This window comes from Pseudomonas sp. ADPe (assembly GCF_014843515.1).
Taxonomy (GTDB): domain Bacteria; phylum Pseudomonadota; class Gammaproteobacteria; order Pseudomonadales; family Pseudomonadaceae; genus Pseudomonas; species Pseudomonas citronellolis.
Genome location: NZ_CP062122.1, coordinates 4,377,382 through 4,392,313, shown reverse-complemented (window position 1 = coordinate 4,392,313; position 14,932 = coordinate 4,377,382). Strand labels below are relative to the sequence as shown.

General features: G+C 70.2%; 9 protein-coding genes. 2 read left to right on the top strand and 7 right to left on the bottom strand.

Annotation, left to right across the window (positions count from 1 at the left end):
• Positions 1-57: 57 nt before the first annotated feature.
• Genes IG194_RS19990 through ptsP form a run of 3 tightly spaced genes read right to left on the bottom strand, consistent with a single transcriptional unit; the run spans position 58 to position 5,641 of the window.
• A complete protein-coding gene (locus IG194_RS19990) occupies positions 58-1,788 on the bottom strand; it encodes a PTS fructose-like transporter subunit IIB (protein ID WP_058488560.1) in 1,731 nt (576 codons plus the stop codon).
• A 14-nt stretch (positions 1,789-1,802) separates the two neighbouring features.
• Entirely contained in the window at positions 1,803-2,765 is a 963-nt protein-coding gene (gene pfkB, locus IG194_RS19985; protein WP_058488559.1) for a 1-phosphofructokinase, read from the bottom strand.
• Positions 2,765-5,641 carry a phosphoenolpyruvate--protein phosphotransferase gene (gene ptsP / locus IG194_RS19980; protein ID WP_058488558.1) on the bottom strand — a complete coding sequence of 959 codons (2,877 nt, stop codon included), beginning with the start codon at positions 5,639-5,641 and terminating at the stop codon, positions 2,765-2,767. Before ptsP ends, pfkB begins: the two co-directional genes overlap by 1 nt.
• 228 nt (positions 5,642-5,869) lie before the next feature.
• On the opposite strand from ptsP, the gene cra reads away from it, so the two are divergent.
• Together cra and IG194_RS19970 are read left to right on the top strand one after the other, a co-directional pair.
• Positions 5,870-6,862 (top strand): catabolite repressor/activator, encoded by a 993-nt coding sequence (gene cra / locus IG194_RS19975; protein WP_043272548.1) that lies wholly within the window; start codon positions 5,870-5,872, stop codon positions 6,860-6,862.
• Positions 6,863-6,867: 5 nt separating this feature from the next.
• Positions 6,868-7,647: a TatD family hydrolase gene (locus IG194_RS19970; protein ID WP_058488557.1), complete on the top strand. Its 780-nt coding sequence runs from the start codon at positions 6,868-6,870 to the stop codon at positions 7,645-7,647.
• A 365-nt stretch (positions 7,648-8,012) separates the two neighbouring features.
• Here the strand turns inward: IG194_RS19970 and IG194_RS33355 are convergent, their stop codons facing one another.
• The 4 genes from IG194_RS33355 to IG194_RS19950 form a co-directional block, all read right to left on the bottom strand.
• Positions 8,013-8,717, bottom strand: a complete 705-nt coding sequence (locus tag IG194_RS33355) for a methyl-accepting chemotaxis protein (RefSeq protein WP_370311529.1) — start codon at positions 8,715-8,717, stop codon at positions 8,013-8,015.
• Between the two features lie 1,477 nt (positions 8,718-10,194).
• Positions 10,195-11,034 carry a regulatory signaling modulator protein AmpE gene (gene ampE / locus IG194_RS19960; protein WP_058488556.1) on the bottom strand — a complete coding sequence of 280 codons (840 nt, stop codon included), beginning with the start codon at positions 11,032-11,034 and terminating at the stop codon, positions 10,195-10,197.
• A complete protein-coding gene (gene ampD, locus IG194_RS19955) occupies positions 11,031-11,591 on the bottom strand; it encodes a 1,6-anhydro-N-acetylmuramyl-L-alanine amidase AmpD (RefSeq protein WP_058488555.1) in 561 nt (186 codons plus the stop codon). Before ampD ends, ampE begins: the two co-directional genes overlap by 4 nt.
• Positions 11,592-12,511: 920 nt before the next feature.
• Positions 12,512-14,794 carry a DUF1631 domain-containing protein gene (locus IG194_RS19950; RefSeq protein ID WP_058488554.1) on the bottom strand — a complete coding sequence of 761 codons (2,283 nt, stop codon included), beginning with the start codon at positions 14,792-14,794 and terminating at the stop codon, positions 12,512-12,514.
• Between the last annotated feature and the right edge of the window lie 138 nt (positions 14,795-14,932).

Here is a 14,932-nt window from a genome sequence, read left to right as displayed (position 1 = left end):
GAGAGGGTTAGGGAGAGGGCGCTCTTGGAACTGGCACCGGTGCATTGCCCAACGGAATCACTCAGCAGCCCGCACAGGCACCCCCACCATCCCCTGCACCTCATCCCGCTTGAGCAGCGCATAAATCACCCCCGTCACCACACTCCCCACGACGATCGCCAGCAGATACGCCAACGCATGATTCATCGCATTGGGAATCAGCAACACGAACAACCCGCCATGGGGCGCCAGCAGCTTGCAGCCGAAGTACATCGACAACGCCCCGGTCAACGCGCCGCCCACCACGCTCGCCGGCAACACCCGCAGCGGGTCCTTGGCGGCGAAGGGGATGGCGCCCTCGGAGATGAAGCACAGGCCCAGCACCAGCGCCGCCTTGCCGGCCTCGCGCTCGCTCCGGGCGAACTTGCGTCGGGCCAGCAGGGTGGCGAGGCCCATGCCGATTGGCGGCACCATGCCAGCGGCCATGGTCGCCGCCATGGGCGCGTAGCTCTGCGAGGCCAGCAGGCCCACGGAGAAGGCGTAGGCGGCCTTGTTGATCGGCCCGCCGAGGTCGACGCACATCATGCCGCCGAGCAGCAGGCCGAGGAGGATGGCGTTGGCCGTGCCCATGCCGGCCAGGAAATCGGTCAGCGCGCTCATCAGCCCGGCCACCGGCTGGCCCACCACGTAGATCATCACCAGCCCGGTGAACAGGCTGCACAGCAGCGGGATCAGCAGGATCGGCTTGAGCGCCTCCAGGCTCTGCGGCAACTTCAGCCACTGGCTCACCGCGCGCGCCGAGTAGCCGGCCAGCAGGCCCGCCACTATGCCGCCGAGGAAGCCCGCGCTCAGGCTGCTGGCCAGCAGGCCGCCGATCATCCCCGGCGCCAGGCCCGGGCGGTCGGCGATGGACCAGGCGATGTAGCCGGCGAGCATCGGCACCATCAGCTTGAAGGCGCTCTCGCCGCCGATCTGCATCAGCGCCGCGGCCAGGGTGCCCGGCTCCTTGAAGGCCTGGATGCCGAACACGAAGGACAGCGCGATCAGCAAGCCGCCGGCCACCACCATCGGCAGCATGAACGACACGCCGGTCAGCAGGTGCTTGTACAGCCCGCGCGCCTCGCCCTTGCCCGGCTTCTGCGCAGCGGCGGCGACGGCGCTTTCCGTGGCACCTTCCTCCAGGGCCTTGCGCAAGGTCGCCTCGGGCTGCTTCAGCGCCACGCCGGTGCCGCAGCGGAAGATGCGCTTGCCGGCGAAGCGTTCGTCGTTCACCTCGATGTCGGCCGCCAGCAGCACCACGTCGGCGGCGGCTATGTCCTCGGCCGACAGCGGGTTGCGCGCGCCCACCGAGCCCTGGGTTTCCACCCGCAGTTGCCAGCCCAGGCGCTCGGCGGCCTGCTGCAGCGCCTCGGCGGCCATGAAGGTGTGCGCCACACCAGTGGGGCAGGCGGTCACCGCCACTACCCGCAGCGCCTTGGCCTGCGGTTCAGCGTTGCCTTGCCAGGGCTGCGCCTCGGCGGCGGCGCGTTGCAGAAAGGCCGCAGACTCGGCCAGGGCCTCGGCCGGGCGTGCCTGGAACAGCGGCTTGCCGGCGAAGCGGGACAAGTCCAGCGGCTGGCTGCTGACCACCAGCACCAGGTCGGCCGAGCCGATCTGTTCGGCGCTCAGGCGCTGCTCGGGGCGCTGCGGTTCGTTGCTCTCGACGCACACCGACCAGCCCAGGCGTTCGGCGGCGGCGCGCAGCAGGCGCGCGCTGAGCAGGCTGGTGACCTGGCCGTTGGGGCAGGCAGTGATCAGGGCAAGGTTCATCGTCATACCTCTTGTCATGGCTCCGCCCGGCGCTGCGGGCGGGCGGATCGATCCAGCGCGCGCACCGCCACCTGCGCCTGCAGGCGGGCCAGGCGCTCGCGGTCGGCGATGCCGAAGTCGAACTGGGTCACGGCCAGGGCGGCCACCGCGGTGGCCTGGCGCAGCACCTGCGCGGCGGGCCGGCCGGCGAGCAGGCCGTCGACCATGGCCGCCAGCAGCGAGTCGCCGGCGCCCACGGTGCTGGCCACCTCGACCTTCGGCGGCGTCGCCTGCCACAGCCCGTCCGGGCCGTACCAGCGCACGCCCTCGGCGCCCTCGGAAAGCACCAGGTGCTCGATGCCGCCGGCGCGCAGGGCACGGGCCTGGGCATCGGCGCCGCCCTCGCCCGCCGGGCCGCAGGCCTCGGCCAGTTCCTCGGCGTTCGGCTTGACCAGCCAGGGCCTGGCCGCCAGCCCCTGGCGCAGGGCTTCGCCGCTGCTGTCCAGGGCCACCCGCAGGCCCAGGCGCTTCAGGCGCAGCAGCAGTTCATGCAGCCACTGCGGGTCCACGCCGCGCGGCAGGCTGCCGGCCACCACCACCAGGTCCTGATCGGCGGCCAGTTCGTCCAAACCGTCCAGCAGGCGCCGCTGGGCCTCGGCATGCACTTCCAGGCCGGGGCCGTTGAGGTCGGTGATGCGCCCGCTGCGTTCGGCCAGCTTGATGTTGCTGCGCGTCTCGCCCGGCACCCGGACGAAGGCGTCGCGGAAGCCGCGGCGGCGGAACAGCGCCTCGAAGGCCTCCGCGTTGTCGGCACCGAGGAAGCCGCCCACGCTCAGCTCATGGCCGAGGTCGGCGAGCACCTGGGCGACGTTCAGACCCTTGCCGGCGGCCTGGGCCAGCACCGCCTTGCAGCGGTTCACCGCGCCCAGTTCCAGGCTCGGCAGGCGCACGGTGAGGTCCAGCGCCGGGTTCAGGGTGAGGGTGAGGATGCGGGCCATCAGCGCGCCTCCCCCAGGGCCCGCGCCACCAGGGCGCGGACCTCCGCCGCCGAGGCCAGGCCGAGGGCGGCGCCGGCCAGTTCGCGGGCCTGGCCCAGGTCCAGTTCGCGCACGCCCTGCTTCACCAGCGGGATGCTGCGCGCGGACACGCTCAGCTCGTCCACCGCCAGCCCCAGCAGGACCGGCAGCGCCTGGGCGTCGGCGGCCAGCTCGCCGCACACGCCCACCCACTTGCCGTGGGCATGGGCGGCGCGCACGGTCATGTCGATCAGTTGCAGCACCGCCGGGTGCAGGCCGTCGGCCTGGGCGGACAGCGTCGGGTGGCCGCGGTCGATGGCCAGGGCGTACTGCGTCAGGTCGTTGGTGCCGACGCTGAAGAAGTCCACCTCGCGCGCCAGCACCGGCGCCAGCAGCGCCGCCGAGGGCACCTCGACCATGATGCCCAGCTGCAGGTCGGCGCAGTCGTATTCCTCGCGCAGGGCCAGCGCCAGGTCGCGCGCCCGGCGCCATTCCTCGACCTGGCCGACCATCGGGAACATGATCCGCAGCGCCCGTCCGGCGGCGGCCTGCAGCAGGGCGCGCAGCTGCGTCTCGAAAATCTGCGGGCGCTGCAGCGTCAGGCGGATGCCGCGCACGCCCAGGTAGGGGTTGGCCTCGGCCGGGATCGGCCAGTACGGCAGCGGCTTGTCGCCGCCCACGTCCAGGGTGCGCACCACCAGCGGGCGGCCGTCGAGGGCGTCGAGCACACGGCGGTACTCGGCTTCCTGGGCCGCCAGGTCCGGCGCGCGCGGGCTGTCGAGGAAGACGAACTCGCTGCGCAGCAGGCCCACGCCTTCGGCGCCCAGTTCCACGGCCTGGGCGGCGCCGGCGCTGTCGCCGAGGTTGGCACAGACTTCCACCGCATGGCCGTCGCGGGTGCGCGCCGGTTCATGCCGGCGCGCCTCGGCCAGGGCCTGGCGGCGCTGGTGTTCCTCACGCTGGCGCAGGGCCTGTTCCAGCACCTCGTCCGCGGGCGCCACCACGAAGCGGCCGCGCTCGCCGTCGAGCAGCAGCGGCGTGCCCGGCGGCAGCGCCAACAGGCCTTCGCCGGCGCCGACCAGGGCGGGAATGCCCAGGGCGCGGGCGATGATGGCGCTGTGCGAGGTGGCGCCGCCGCGCACGGTGAGGATGCCGGCCACGCGCTCGGGGTCCAGGCGCGCCACGTCGGAAGGCCCGACCTCGTCCATCACCAGGATGTACGGCTGCGCCGGCTCGGCAGGCAGGCTCACCCCGCACAGGCGCGCCAGCACCCGGCGGCCGAGGTCGCGCAGGTCCGCCGCGCGCTCGGCGAGTAGGGCGTCGCCGAGGGCCTCCTGCTGGCTGGCGGCCCGTTCGATCACCGCGTGCCAGGCCGCTTCGGCGCTGGCGCCGTCGGCCAGTTGCACAGCCACCTCGGCACCCAGTTCGGGGTCGTCGAGCAGGGCCTGGTGGGTGACGAAGATGTCGCGCACCGCCTTGCTGCGGCTGTGCGCCACCAGGGCCTCGATTTCCGTGGCGATGGCGGCCTTGGCCTCGGCCAGGCGCTGCGTCTCGATCTCGGGGGATTCGCCGCGGGCGGGGTACTGGAATTTCGGCTCCACCTGCAGGTGCGCCGGGCCGCTGGCGATGCCCGGGGCGGCAGCAATGGCGTCCAGCCACTCGCCCCGGACCAGTTCGGGCAAGGGCGCTTCCGGCTCGGCAGGCGCCTCGGGTTCCACGGGCGCTTCCGCCAGCGGCAGGACTTCCTCGCCCAGGCCCTGCTCCACCGCCTCGCGCAAGGCCGGCAGCGCCGCCTCGGCGATTGCCGGCTCGGCGAAGAACTCCAGCACCTGGCCACGCCGGGCGCCCAGGCTGAGCAGCTTGCTCAGGCTGCGGATGGACACCGGCGCGGCCTCGCTGTCGGCGACGCGCACACGGATTTCGCCGTCGAAGTCGCGGGCCATCTGCATCAGCACCTGCGACGGCCGCGCATGCAGGCCATGGGGGTTGGCCAGGGGCACGCGCAGGCTCGGCCAGTCCACCGGCAGCTCGCCGCCCAGGGCCTCCAGCACGGCGCGCACCGAGGTGGCACGGGCCAGTTCGGCGCCGCGGCCGTCCACCAGCAGGTCGCACAGGCGCTCCAGCACAACGCGCGCCGCATCGCCGCGCTCGGCCAGGCAGAACAGCCCGCGCAGGGGCTGGCCGGCGTGCTGCAGCTCGCGTTGCGGGGTGACGAAGGCCAGGCCGGGCCGGCTGACCTTCTCGCCGCCGCCCAGCCACCACAGGCCCTCGCCCAGCGGCAGCACCTCGCCCTGCTGCAGCGCGGCGAGGAAGCCGCTCTCCACGCAGCCGGCGGCCTTGAGCCGGCGCGCGGCGAGCAGCAGCAGTTCGTCGAAGTCTTCGGCGCCCTGCCCCAGCGCCACCAGTTGCGCGTCCAGGGCCAGGGCTTGCGGGGCGCCGCTCAGTGCCTTCAGCAGTTGCTCGGCATCCTGCGCCTCGCGCAGCACCGCGCCGGTGTCGCCCTCGCCCAGGGCGCGGGTCAGCAGTTGCAGCAGGTTCAGGTGCTCGTCCGAACGCGCGGCGATGCCGATGGCCAGGTAGACGATCTGCCCGTCGCCCCAGTCCACGCCTTCGGGGAAATGCAGCAGGCGCACGCCGGTGCGGCGCACGAGGTCGCGGGTCTGCGGGGTGCCATGGGGGATGGCGATGCCCTGTCCGAGGTAGGTGGAGCCCTGGGCCTCGCGGGCCTTGAGCCCGGCGAGGTAGCCCGGCTCGACCAGGCCGTCGGCCTCCAGGGCCCGGCAGAGCAGTTCGAGGGCGGCCGGCTTGTCCGCGGCCCGCTGTTGCATGCGGACCTGCTGCGCGGTCAGTTCGAGCACATCGTTCTCCTCAGCGGCTCGCCCGGGAGGAAGGCCGGGCTGCCGAAACGGGGCGGTTATCCGCTTGTTGGGGTGAACAGCGAGGCTGTCCCTGGTGACCAGCATAGTGGCCGCAGGCAGGGGGACAGCTTTTGCTGAATCGTTTCACCTATTGAGACTGGCACGTTACCCGATAATGCGTGATCCTTGGAAGCCTCCAGTTGTCAGTCAGCAGTGCCGGGGTATGTGTTGAAACTCAGTGATATCGCCCGTCTGGCCGGGGTCTCGGTGACCACGGCCAGCTACGTCATCAACGGCAAGGCCGTGCAGCGGCGCATCAGCGCGGCCACCGTGGAGCGCGTGCGCGCGGTGATCGAAGCCCACGGCTACCACCCCGACCAGCAGGCCGCCAGCCTGCGCCGCGGGCAGACGCGCACCCTCGGCTTCATCCTCCCGGACCTGGAGAACCCCAGCTACGCGCGCATCGCCAAGCTGCTGGAACAGGGCGCCCGCGCCCGCGGCTACCAGTTGCTGATCGCCTGCTCCGACGACGAACCGGAAAGCGAGCGCCAGGCCCTGAACCTGTTCCGCGCGCGGCGCTGCGACGCCCTGGTGGTGGCCAGCTGCCTGCCGGCCGACGACGACAGCCACCAGCTACTGCTGGACAAGGGCGTGCCGGTGATTGCCATCGACCGCCAACTGGACCCACGGCGCTTCTGCTCGGTGGTCAGCGACGACCGCGACGCCGCCCAGCGCCTCACCGCCACCCTGCTGCAACCCGCGCCGCGGCACATCGCCCTGCTCGGCGCCCGCCCGGAGCTGATCATCAGCCAGGAACGCAGCGCCGGCTTCGAACAGGCCCTGCAGGGCTTTGGCGGCGAGCGCTTCATCGAACAGGGCGCCAGCTTCAGCCGCGAGTGCGGCCGCCAGTTGATGGAAGGCCTGCTGCAGCGCCTGGGCTACCTGCCGGACGCGCTGATCACCACCTCCTACGTGCTGCTCGAAGGCGTGTTCGACGTGTTCCAGGCGCTGCCCGGCGGCTGGCCACGCGACCTGCGCCTGGGCACCTTCGGCGATACCCAGTTGCTCGACTTCGTGCCGCTGAAGGTCAACGCCATCTCCCAGCAGCACGCGCTGATCGCCGCCCGCGCGCTGGACCTGGCCCTGGAGGCCGTGGAACACGAGCACTACCAGCCCGGCGTGCACCCCATCCCGCGCACCCTCAAACTGCGCGCCGGGTGACCGCCATGCGCCTGGTCGACACCCACAACCACATCGACTTCCCGGACTTCGACACCGACCGCGCCGCCCTGCTGCAACGCTGCGCCAGGCTCGGCGTGGAGCGCCAGGTGCTGCTGGGGGTGTTCCGCGAGAACTGGGAGCGGGTGCTGCGACTGGCCGAGCAGAACGACACGCTCTACGCCGCCCTGGGCCTGCACCCGATCTACCTGGCGCAGCACCGCCCCGAACACCTGCGCGACCTGCGCGAGCACCTGCAACGCCTGGCCGGCCACCCGAAGCTGTGCGCGGTGGGCGAGATCGGCCTGGACTACTACCTCGAGGACCTGGACCGCGAGGCGCAGCAGGCGCTGTTCGAGGAACAGCTGCGCATCGCCATCGACTGCGAACTGCCGGTGCTGCTCCACGTGCGCCGCGCCCACGCCGCGACGATCGCCACCCTCAAGCGCTTCCGCCCGCCGCGCCGCGGCATCGTCCACGCCTTCGCCGGCAGCCGCGAGGAAGCCCGCGAGTACATCAAGCTGGGCTTCCGCCTGGGCCTGGGCGGCGCGCCCACCTGGCCCCAGGCCAACCGCCTGCGCAAGACGGTGGCGGAACTGCCGCTGGAGTCGATCGTGCTGGAAACCGACGCCCCGGACATGGCCCCGGCGATGTTCCCCGGCCAGCGCAACAGCCCGGAGCACCTGCCGGCGATCTGCGAGGCGCTGGCGGAGCTGCGGGGGGTGAGTGCGGAGGAGTTGGCGCAGGTTAGTACGCGGAATGCGAGGGAGGTTTTCGGCTGGACGTAGGGCGCATAACCGTTCGCGGTTATCCGCCGATACACCGGGGACACAGCCAACGCCCAGGTCAACCTCGGAGCCGCCGGGAATCAAGGCCAGACGGCGGATAACGCCGTAGGCGTTATCCGCCCTACGCCAGGCCCGACCATAGCGTAGGGCGCATAACCGTTCGCGGTTATCCGCCGATACACCGGGGCCACAGCCAACGCCAAGGTCAACCCCGGAGCCGCCGGGGGGCGAGGCCAAACGGCGTATAACGCGGAACGTTATACGCCCTACGCTCCCGGCGACAGCCTTCCACCGACAACCCGGCACCCGCGAGACGGGGAAGCATCCTTGCGCTCGCGCGGGTGCCGGGCTGCTGGTGAAACCCCTTAGACCCTGAAGGCGCCGATCAGCCGCTTCAGCTCCACCACCTGTTCGGACAGCTCGCGGCTGGCGCGCTCGGTCTCGTTGGCGCCCAGGGCGGTGCGCTCGCCGGCCTGGTTGATCTGCACGATGTTCTGGTCGATGTCGTGGGCCACCGTGGTCTGCTGCTCGGCGGCGGCGGCGATCTGCTGGTTCTGGTCGACGATCATGCCCACCGCGCCGAGGATGTTGTCCAGCGCCTGCTGCACCTGCGCCGACTGGCTGACGGTGCCATCGGCGGTCTGGTGGCTGCTGCCCATGGCCTTCACCGCGGCGCCCACGCCACTCTGCAGGCGCGAGATCATCTGCTCGATCTCCTCGGTGGACTGCTGGGTGCGCTTGGCCAGGGTGCGCACCTCGTCGGCCACCACCGCGAAGCCCCTGCCCTGCTCGCCGGCCCGGGCCGCCTCGATGGCGGCGTTGAGCGCCAGCAGGTTGGTCTGTTCGGCGATGCCCTTGATCACGTCCAGCACACGGCTGATGGAGGCGCTGTCGGCAGCCAGTTGGTTGATCACTTCCACCGACTGGTCGATCTCCGCGGCCAGGCGCTGGATGCTGCCCACCTGGGATTCCACCAGGTCGCGGCCGCTGACCGTCTCCTGGTTCACGCTCTGCGCGCTGCCCACGGCGGCGGCGGCGCTGCGCGCCACTTCCTGGGCCGTGGCGGCCATCTGGTTCATCGCCGTGGCCACCTGCTCGATCTGGTCGCGCTGGCCGGCCACCGCCTGGTTGCTCTGCGCCGATACCACTTCCACGCGGCCGGTCTGCCGTTCCACCTCGGCCACGGTGCGGCCCACCTGCTCGATCAGGTCGTGCACGCGGCGCACCGTCTCGTTGAAGGCCTGGCCCAGCTCGCCCAGTTCGTCGCGGCTCTGCGCCTGGTAGTTGACCGTCATGTCGCCGGCGGCGACGCGCTCCATCATCGCGCCCAGGCTCTTGAGCGTGGAGCGGGTGGAGACGTAGAAACCGCCATAGAGGTAGACGATGGCGAGGAACACCACCAACAGCGCCACCACCAGCAGGACCATCTGCGCCTGCTTGCCGGTCAGGCGTTGCTCCAGCTGGCCGCCGAGGTAGCCGAGCACCTTGTCGTTGAGCTGATAGGTCTTGTCCATGCCCTGGCTGACCTGGTCGTAGAACTGCGCCCAGGGCAGGTCGAGGGAGTCGGCCATCACCACCTTGTCCTCGATCAGCTTGCCCAGGCTCTTGAGCGTCTCGCGGCTGGCCTCGGCCTCGCCGGCCAGCGCCTGCTGCGCCGCGCTGCTGGCGCCCAGCGCCTCCTGCAGCTTCAGGGCGTATTCGGCGTGGAGCTTCTCCAGGTCCTGCAGCAGGTCGTCGAGCTTGCCGCTGGTGGAGGAATTGAGGAACCCCTGGCCCAGCGCCGCGGTGCCCAGCACGCGGCCGCGGCTGATGGTCTCGGTGACCGCCGGGGTGACGCTGCTGATCAGGTCGGCCATCTGCCGCACTTCGGCGCTGTCGTCCTGGCTCAGCCCGGACTGCGTGGCCAGCAGCTTGTTGAAGATCTGCACGTTGCTCAGCAGGCGCATGGCCATGCCGGCCTTGCTCTGCATCGAGCCTTCGGTCTCCACGGCCTTGAGGGCGGCGAGCAGTTCGTCGCGCTTGGCGGTGAAGGCGGCCACCTGCTCGCTGTCCCGCGCCACCGGCTGCAGCGCCGAAAGCGCCGTGTGCAGGCGCTGCTGCAACTGGCCGATGCGGCTGTCCAGGTCGCCGGTGGTGCGCGTCTGGCCGATGCCGATGTTGATCTGCAGGAGGTCGTTGTAGGCCTCGACGTCGCGGCGGATCTGCATGCCCGAGGCGATCAGCTGCAGGCTCTGCAGCTCGGCGCGGGTGCTGACGAACTGGCGGTAGGAATCACGCACCAGGTAGAAGTTGGTCACCAGCATCGGCAGGAAGAAGAGCACGCTGATGAGGCTGAACTTCATGCCGAAGCTCAGGCGGTTCATCAGTGCGATAGCTGGATAGAGCACGGTCTTCACGTAAGACGTCTCCTGTTCCCGTTGTTGTTCTTGTGTGGGATGGCCGAGGCGGGCTATGAGCCCGCGCTTGGCGCAGGCTCCTGTGTACCCGATATCGGCGGGACGTTCTGTAACTTAAGGTTAAAACGCCATCAGTGGCGACGTGCGGTACTCAGAGGAAAATCGCGCACAGGGCGAAGGCCGCGTACCAGAGCACCGCCGTGCGCACCAGCAGTTGCCAGAGCGCATCCAGGCTGGCCACCCCGGCCGGGCCGGGAGTGGCGTCGCACAGGTCCTCGCCGACGCAGGCGGCCTGGGCCAGCAGGCGCGCCGCCGGGTAATCCCAGGCCAGCAGGTGGTGCAGCAGCACCCGGGCCACGGCGACGAAGTTGCCGACGAAGGCGAAGCTCAGCGCCAGGGCCCGCGCCGGCAGCCAGTCGAAGGCGTGGCGCAGCAGCGCGGCCCGCTCGCCCAGGCCCGAGCCCCGGCCCAGGTGCACCTCGGTCAGCGACAGCAGGCGATAGGCCAGGGCCGCCGCCGGGCCCAGCAGGGCGTACCAGAAGATCACCGCGAAGAAGCCCTGGAAGGCCTGCCACACCAGCATGCCCTGGACCTGGGCGAACAGCTCGGCATCGGAATCGGCCTGCACGCCCAGATCGCGCTCGGCGACGTGGTAGGCGCCCTGCAGGTCCTCGCGGCGCCAGGCGTCGCGGAACGGCCCCATGGCCTGGTGCACGTCGCCGCGGCCCAGGCTCCAGATCAGCACCAGCAGGTGCGCAGGCAGCGCCAGCAGGCCGTAGGCCAGCGGCTGCAGCAAGGTCAGGACCAGCGCCAGCACCAGCAAGGGCCCGAGCAGGGCCACCAGCAGCGCCAGCCAGGGCCGCGCCACCACGCCCGGCAGCCCCTGCACCAGGCCCAGCCAGGCGAGCCAGGCGCCATCCCTCTGCAGGCGCGCGCGCCAGCCGGAGAACTTCTCTACCAGCAGGGCCAGCAGCAGTACCAGGAAACTCATGTCGACTCCTTGCAGAGGGCGGCGAGGAAACGCTGCCAGTCGAAAGCCGGGCCGGGATCGGTCTTGCGCCCCGGGGCGATGTCGCTGTGGCCCTGGATGCGCCCAGGGGTGATGGCCGGGTAGGCCCGCAACAACTGCCGGCCCAGCTCCGCCAGGGCGGCATATTGCGCATCGCTGTAGGGCTCATCGTCAGTGCCTTCCAGCTCGATGCCGATGGAGAAGTCGTTGCAGTTCTCCCGGCCGTCGAAGCGCGACACGCCGGCATGCCAGGCGCGGTCGTTGCAGGAGACGAACTGGAACACGCTGCCATCGCGCTCGATGAGGAAGTGCGCGGACACCGTCATCTGCGCGATGTCGGCGAAATAGGGGTGCTCGTCGGCATCCAGGCGGTTCTGGAAGAAGCACTGCACCTTGCCGGTGCCGAACTGCCCGGGCGGCAGGCTGATGTTGTGGATCACCAGCAGGGAGACCACCTCCCCCTCCGGGCGGGCATTGAAATTGGGCGAAGGACAGTGGCTGATGCCCTGGCACCAGCCGCTGCGGGGATCGAACTGCATAGGGGCTCCTTGATTGGACCCACTCTAAAGCAGCTTGCGGCGGAAGAGAACGGCCGCTGCGGTGCGGGAGCGAGAGTCTTGCCGACTGCGCCGAAGCGCTTTTCGTAGGAGCGAGCTTGCTCGCGAACCGTGTTTCCCGGGGGCGCTGGTGCGTTGGGTTGACTCCGCTCCCTCACCCCAGCCCTCTCCCAGAGGGAGAGGGGGCTTGTCCGTGCCGAGAGAAGGCCTGGCCTCAGCCGGTAGTCACCGTGCTAGCCGGCTGACTCAGGAACACCAGCATCTGCCGAACAGTCCCCTCTCCCAGAGGGAGAGGGAGCTTGTCCGTGCCGAGAGAAGGCTTGGCCTCAGCCGGTAGCCGCCGTGCCAGCCGGCTCAGGAACACCAGCATCTGCCGAACAGCCCCCTCTCCCAGAGGGAGAGGGGGCTTGTCCGTGCCGAGAGAAGGCCTGGCCTCAGCCGGTAGCCGCCGTGCCAGCCGGCTGACTCAGGAACACCAGCGTCTGCCGAACAGCCCCCTCTCCCAGAGGGAGAGGGGGCTTGTCCGTGCCGAGAGAAGGCCTGGCCTCAGCCGGTAGCCGCCGTGCCAGCCGGCTGACTCAGGAACACCAGCGTCTGCCGAACAGCCCCCTCTCCCAGAGGGAGAGGGGGCTTGTCCGTGCCAAGAGAAGGCTTGGCCTCAGCCGGTAGCCGCCGTGCCAGCCGGCTGACTCAGGAACACCAGCGTCTGCCGAACGGTCCCCTCTCCCTCCGGGAGAGGGTTAGGGTGAGGGGGCCGCAGGCCTGCTCGCTCGATCCCAAGTCGTAGGGCGTACAACCGTTCGCGGTTATACGCCGCAGCCCGGCATCCCCTGTAGGAGCGGGCCCTGCCCGCGATTCGCGCGCAGGGCGCGCTCCTACACAGTCCCCAGGAGGCGGCTGGCTCAGCCGTTCTTCAACCGCCGCAGGTTGCCGATCACCGACTCCAACGCCCGGTCGAACAACAGCGCGTCATCCAGCAGCCGCACGGCGTTGCGGCGGAATTCCACGGCCAGGCCCATGCGGGTCTTTTCCAGCACCTTCATGCCGGTGCGGTTGACGAAGATGTAGCGGCCGGTCGGCTTGATCACCGCGGCCAGCTTGCAACGCAGCTTGTGCTCGGAATCCTCGAGGATTTCCACCCAGCTGCCGACGCGCAACTCGTCGACCTTGCGCAGCGACTCGTCGTCGTCCGCCAGCAGTTCTTCCGGCTCAGGCGCGCGCTCCTCGCCAGGCGTCGCCAGGACGATTTCCTCCACCACGGCGACCATCTCCGGCTGACCGCTAGCCTGCGCCGCAGGCGCCTCGACAGCGTCGTCAAGCAGCGGAATGCCATCCAGCAGGTCGTCGTCGGCCGCCGCTTCCTGCGCCTGCTTGAAGCGCTGGAAGGCCTGCACGTGCAGGCTCTCCAGGCGGCTGAAGAACTCGCCGGTGGAGAACGGATCGAAGGCCGCGCTGGTCAGGCCCTCGCGCAGCGACTTGAGCAGTTGCGGCACCATTTCCAGCAGGCGCGTGCGTGACTCCGGGTCCTCATGGGGCTCGACGCTCCAGATCAGGTCGTCCATGGTCGCCACGGCGTCGCGCCAGGGTTGCGAGTCGCTGCCGTGCTTCAGGCAGGTCAGCAGCAGCACCTTGCTCCAGGCCTCGCGCAGCAGGCGCACCACCACTTCGGGCAGGGTGCGGCCGAACAGCCGCTGGTTGAGCACCTGCGCCACCTCGCGCCGGGCCGCGTCGGCGCGGGCTCGGCCTTCCTCGGCGTCGCGGGTGCGTTGTTCGAGCAGTTCGCTGCGGCGGCGCTCGTCGCCGGTGAAGGCGATGAAGTCCTCCAGCAGCACGCCGAAGATCGCCGTGTCGTCGACGAAGTCGTTCAGCAGGCGCATCACCACCTGCTCGATCTTCTGGTACAGGCTGTCGCGCTGCAGGTCGGTCTGTTCCGCCCAGCCGAGCGCCGCCGAGGCGATCTCGTTGAGCAGGCGCCGGGCGGGGTGGTTGCCGCGGCTGAAGAAGGTCTTGTCCAGCACCGCGACCTTGAGCATGGGGATCTGCATGCGGCCGATCAGGGCCTTGAGCGAATCCGGCAGGTTGCGGTCGTCGAGGATGAACTCGAAGAGCATGGACACCAGGTTGATCACGTCCTCGTCGACCTGCCCCACCACCCGCGAGCGCCCGCTCTTGTGGCTGACGCGGGTGAGCAGGTGGTCCAGGTGGTGGCGCACGTCCACCTCGTCCATGCCCTGGGCCGGCAGGTGGTCCTGCAGGTGCGAGAGCAGGCGCATCAGGTCGTTGCTGGAAATCGGCACCGCGTCGGCGGGCACCTGGCGGCGCGCGGCCAGGCTGCCGCGGACCTGGGACATCAGCTCCTGCAGGGCACCGAAGGCTTCCTGGCTCTCGGCATCCAGGTAGGCGCCGGAAGCGGCGGCCTGGGCGGCGGCACCGGTGTAGCCGGCGCTGGCCGGGGCCTCGGCGGCGGGACGCGGCGGGCGGCGCACGGGGGCGGACTTCAGCTCCGGCAGCACGCCATGGGCGACGAGAATCTCGTTGGCCTCGGCATACAGTTGCTCGAGCTCGGCAAGCACGTACTTCTCGAACAGCTTGAGGACGATCAGCTTGACCTTGATCTCCACGCCCAGGCCCTGGCAGGCCTCGAGGAAGGCCTCGCACAGCGGGCGCGGGCCGAGCGGGTTGGTCTTGTCATCGACCTTGTTGCTGACCAGGGTGTTCAGGCGCGTGGTCAGGTGGCCCAGGGCCAGGCCGTCGCGGCTGAGCACCTTGCCGACCATGGCGTCCATCGCCACGGTCTCTTCCAGTTCGTCGTTCTGCACCAGCGACAGGTTGTCGAAGGAGACGGCGTCCAGTTGCGGCGCCTTGCCGACCTGGTACTGGTTGAGGTTGGCGAAGCCCTCGAAGAACTTCTGCACGAAGCCGCGCTCGATGCCCTTGCGCTTCAGGCGCAGGTCGCGCATGGCCTCGAAGAAGGCGCTCTGCTCGGCGTTGCTGGTGGCGCGGTCGGCCATCTCGAAGAGGGTGTCGTCGGCATTGTCGAACAACACCTGCAGAGCCTGGCGCAGCTGCACCGAAGCCTTGTCGCGGACGTTGACCAGCGCCGCGGGCAGGCGCCCGGGGATAGCAGTCGGCGACTGGCCCTGGGCCGCCTTGTTCAGCGGCACTACGTTCGCGTCGTTCTGCATCGCTAGTCTCCTGCCGCCGGGCCTACCAAAGGCCCGATGACACCAATCGGGTAAGCGTCGTTCGGAATGTCAATCGACTGACGTCAAAATAAGAATATTCTTAGTCATTATAGAGAAGCGCCTATGACAACCAAGACC

Bases quoted from the DNA above. Each gene is read 5' to 3' on its own strand.
- ampD (WP_058488555.1), bottom strand. From the start codon at position 11,591: ATGCAGTTCGATCCCCGCAGCGGCTGGTGCCAGGGCATCAGCCACTGT.
- IG194_RS19990 (WP_058488560.1), bottom strand. From the start codon at position 1,788: ATGAACCTTGCCCTGATCACTGCCTGCCCCAACGGCCAGGTCACCAGC.
- ampE (WP_058488556.1), bottom strand. From the start codon at position 11,034: ATGAGTTTCCTGGTACTGCTGCTGGCCCTGCTGGTAGAGAAGTTCTCC.
- pfkB (WP_058488559.1), bottom strand. From the start codon at position 2,765: ATGGCCCGCATCCTCACCCTCACCCTGAACCCGGCGCTGGACCTCACC.
- IG194_RS19950 (WP_058488554.1), bottom strand. From the start codon at position 14,794: ATGCAGAACGACGCGAACGTAGTGCCGCTGAACAAGGCGGCCCAGGGC.
- IG194_RS33355 (WP_370311529.1), bottom strand. From the start codon at position 8,717: ATGGCCGCCACGGCCCAGGAAGTGGCGCGCAGCGCCGCCGCCGCCGTG.
- IG194_RS19970 (WP_058488557.1), top strand. From the start codon at position 6,868: ATGCGCCTGGTCGACACCCACAACCACATCGACTTCCCGGACTTCGAC.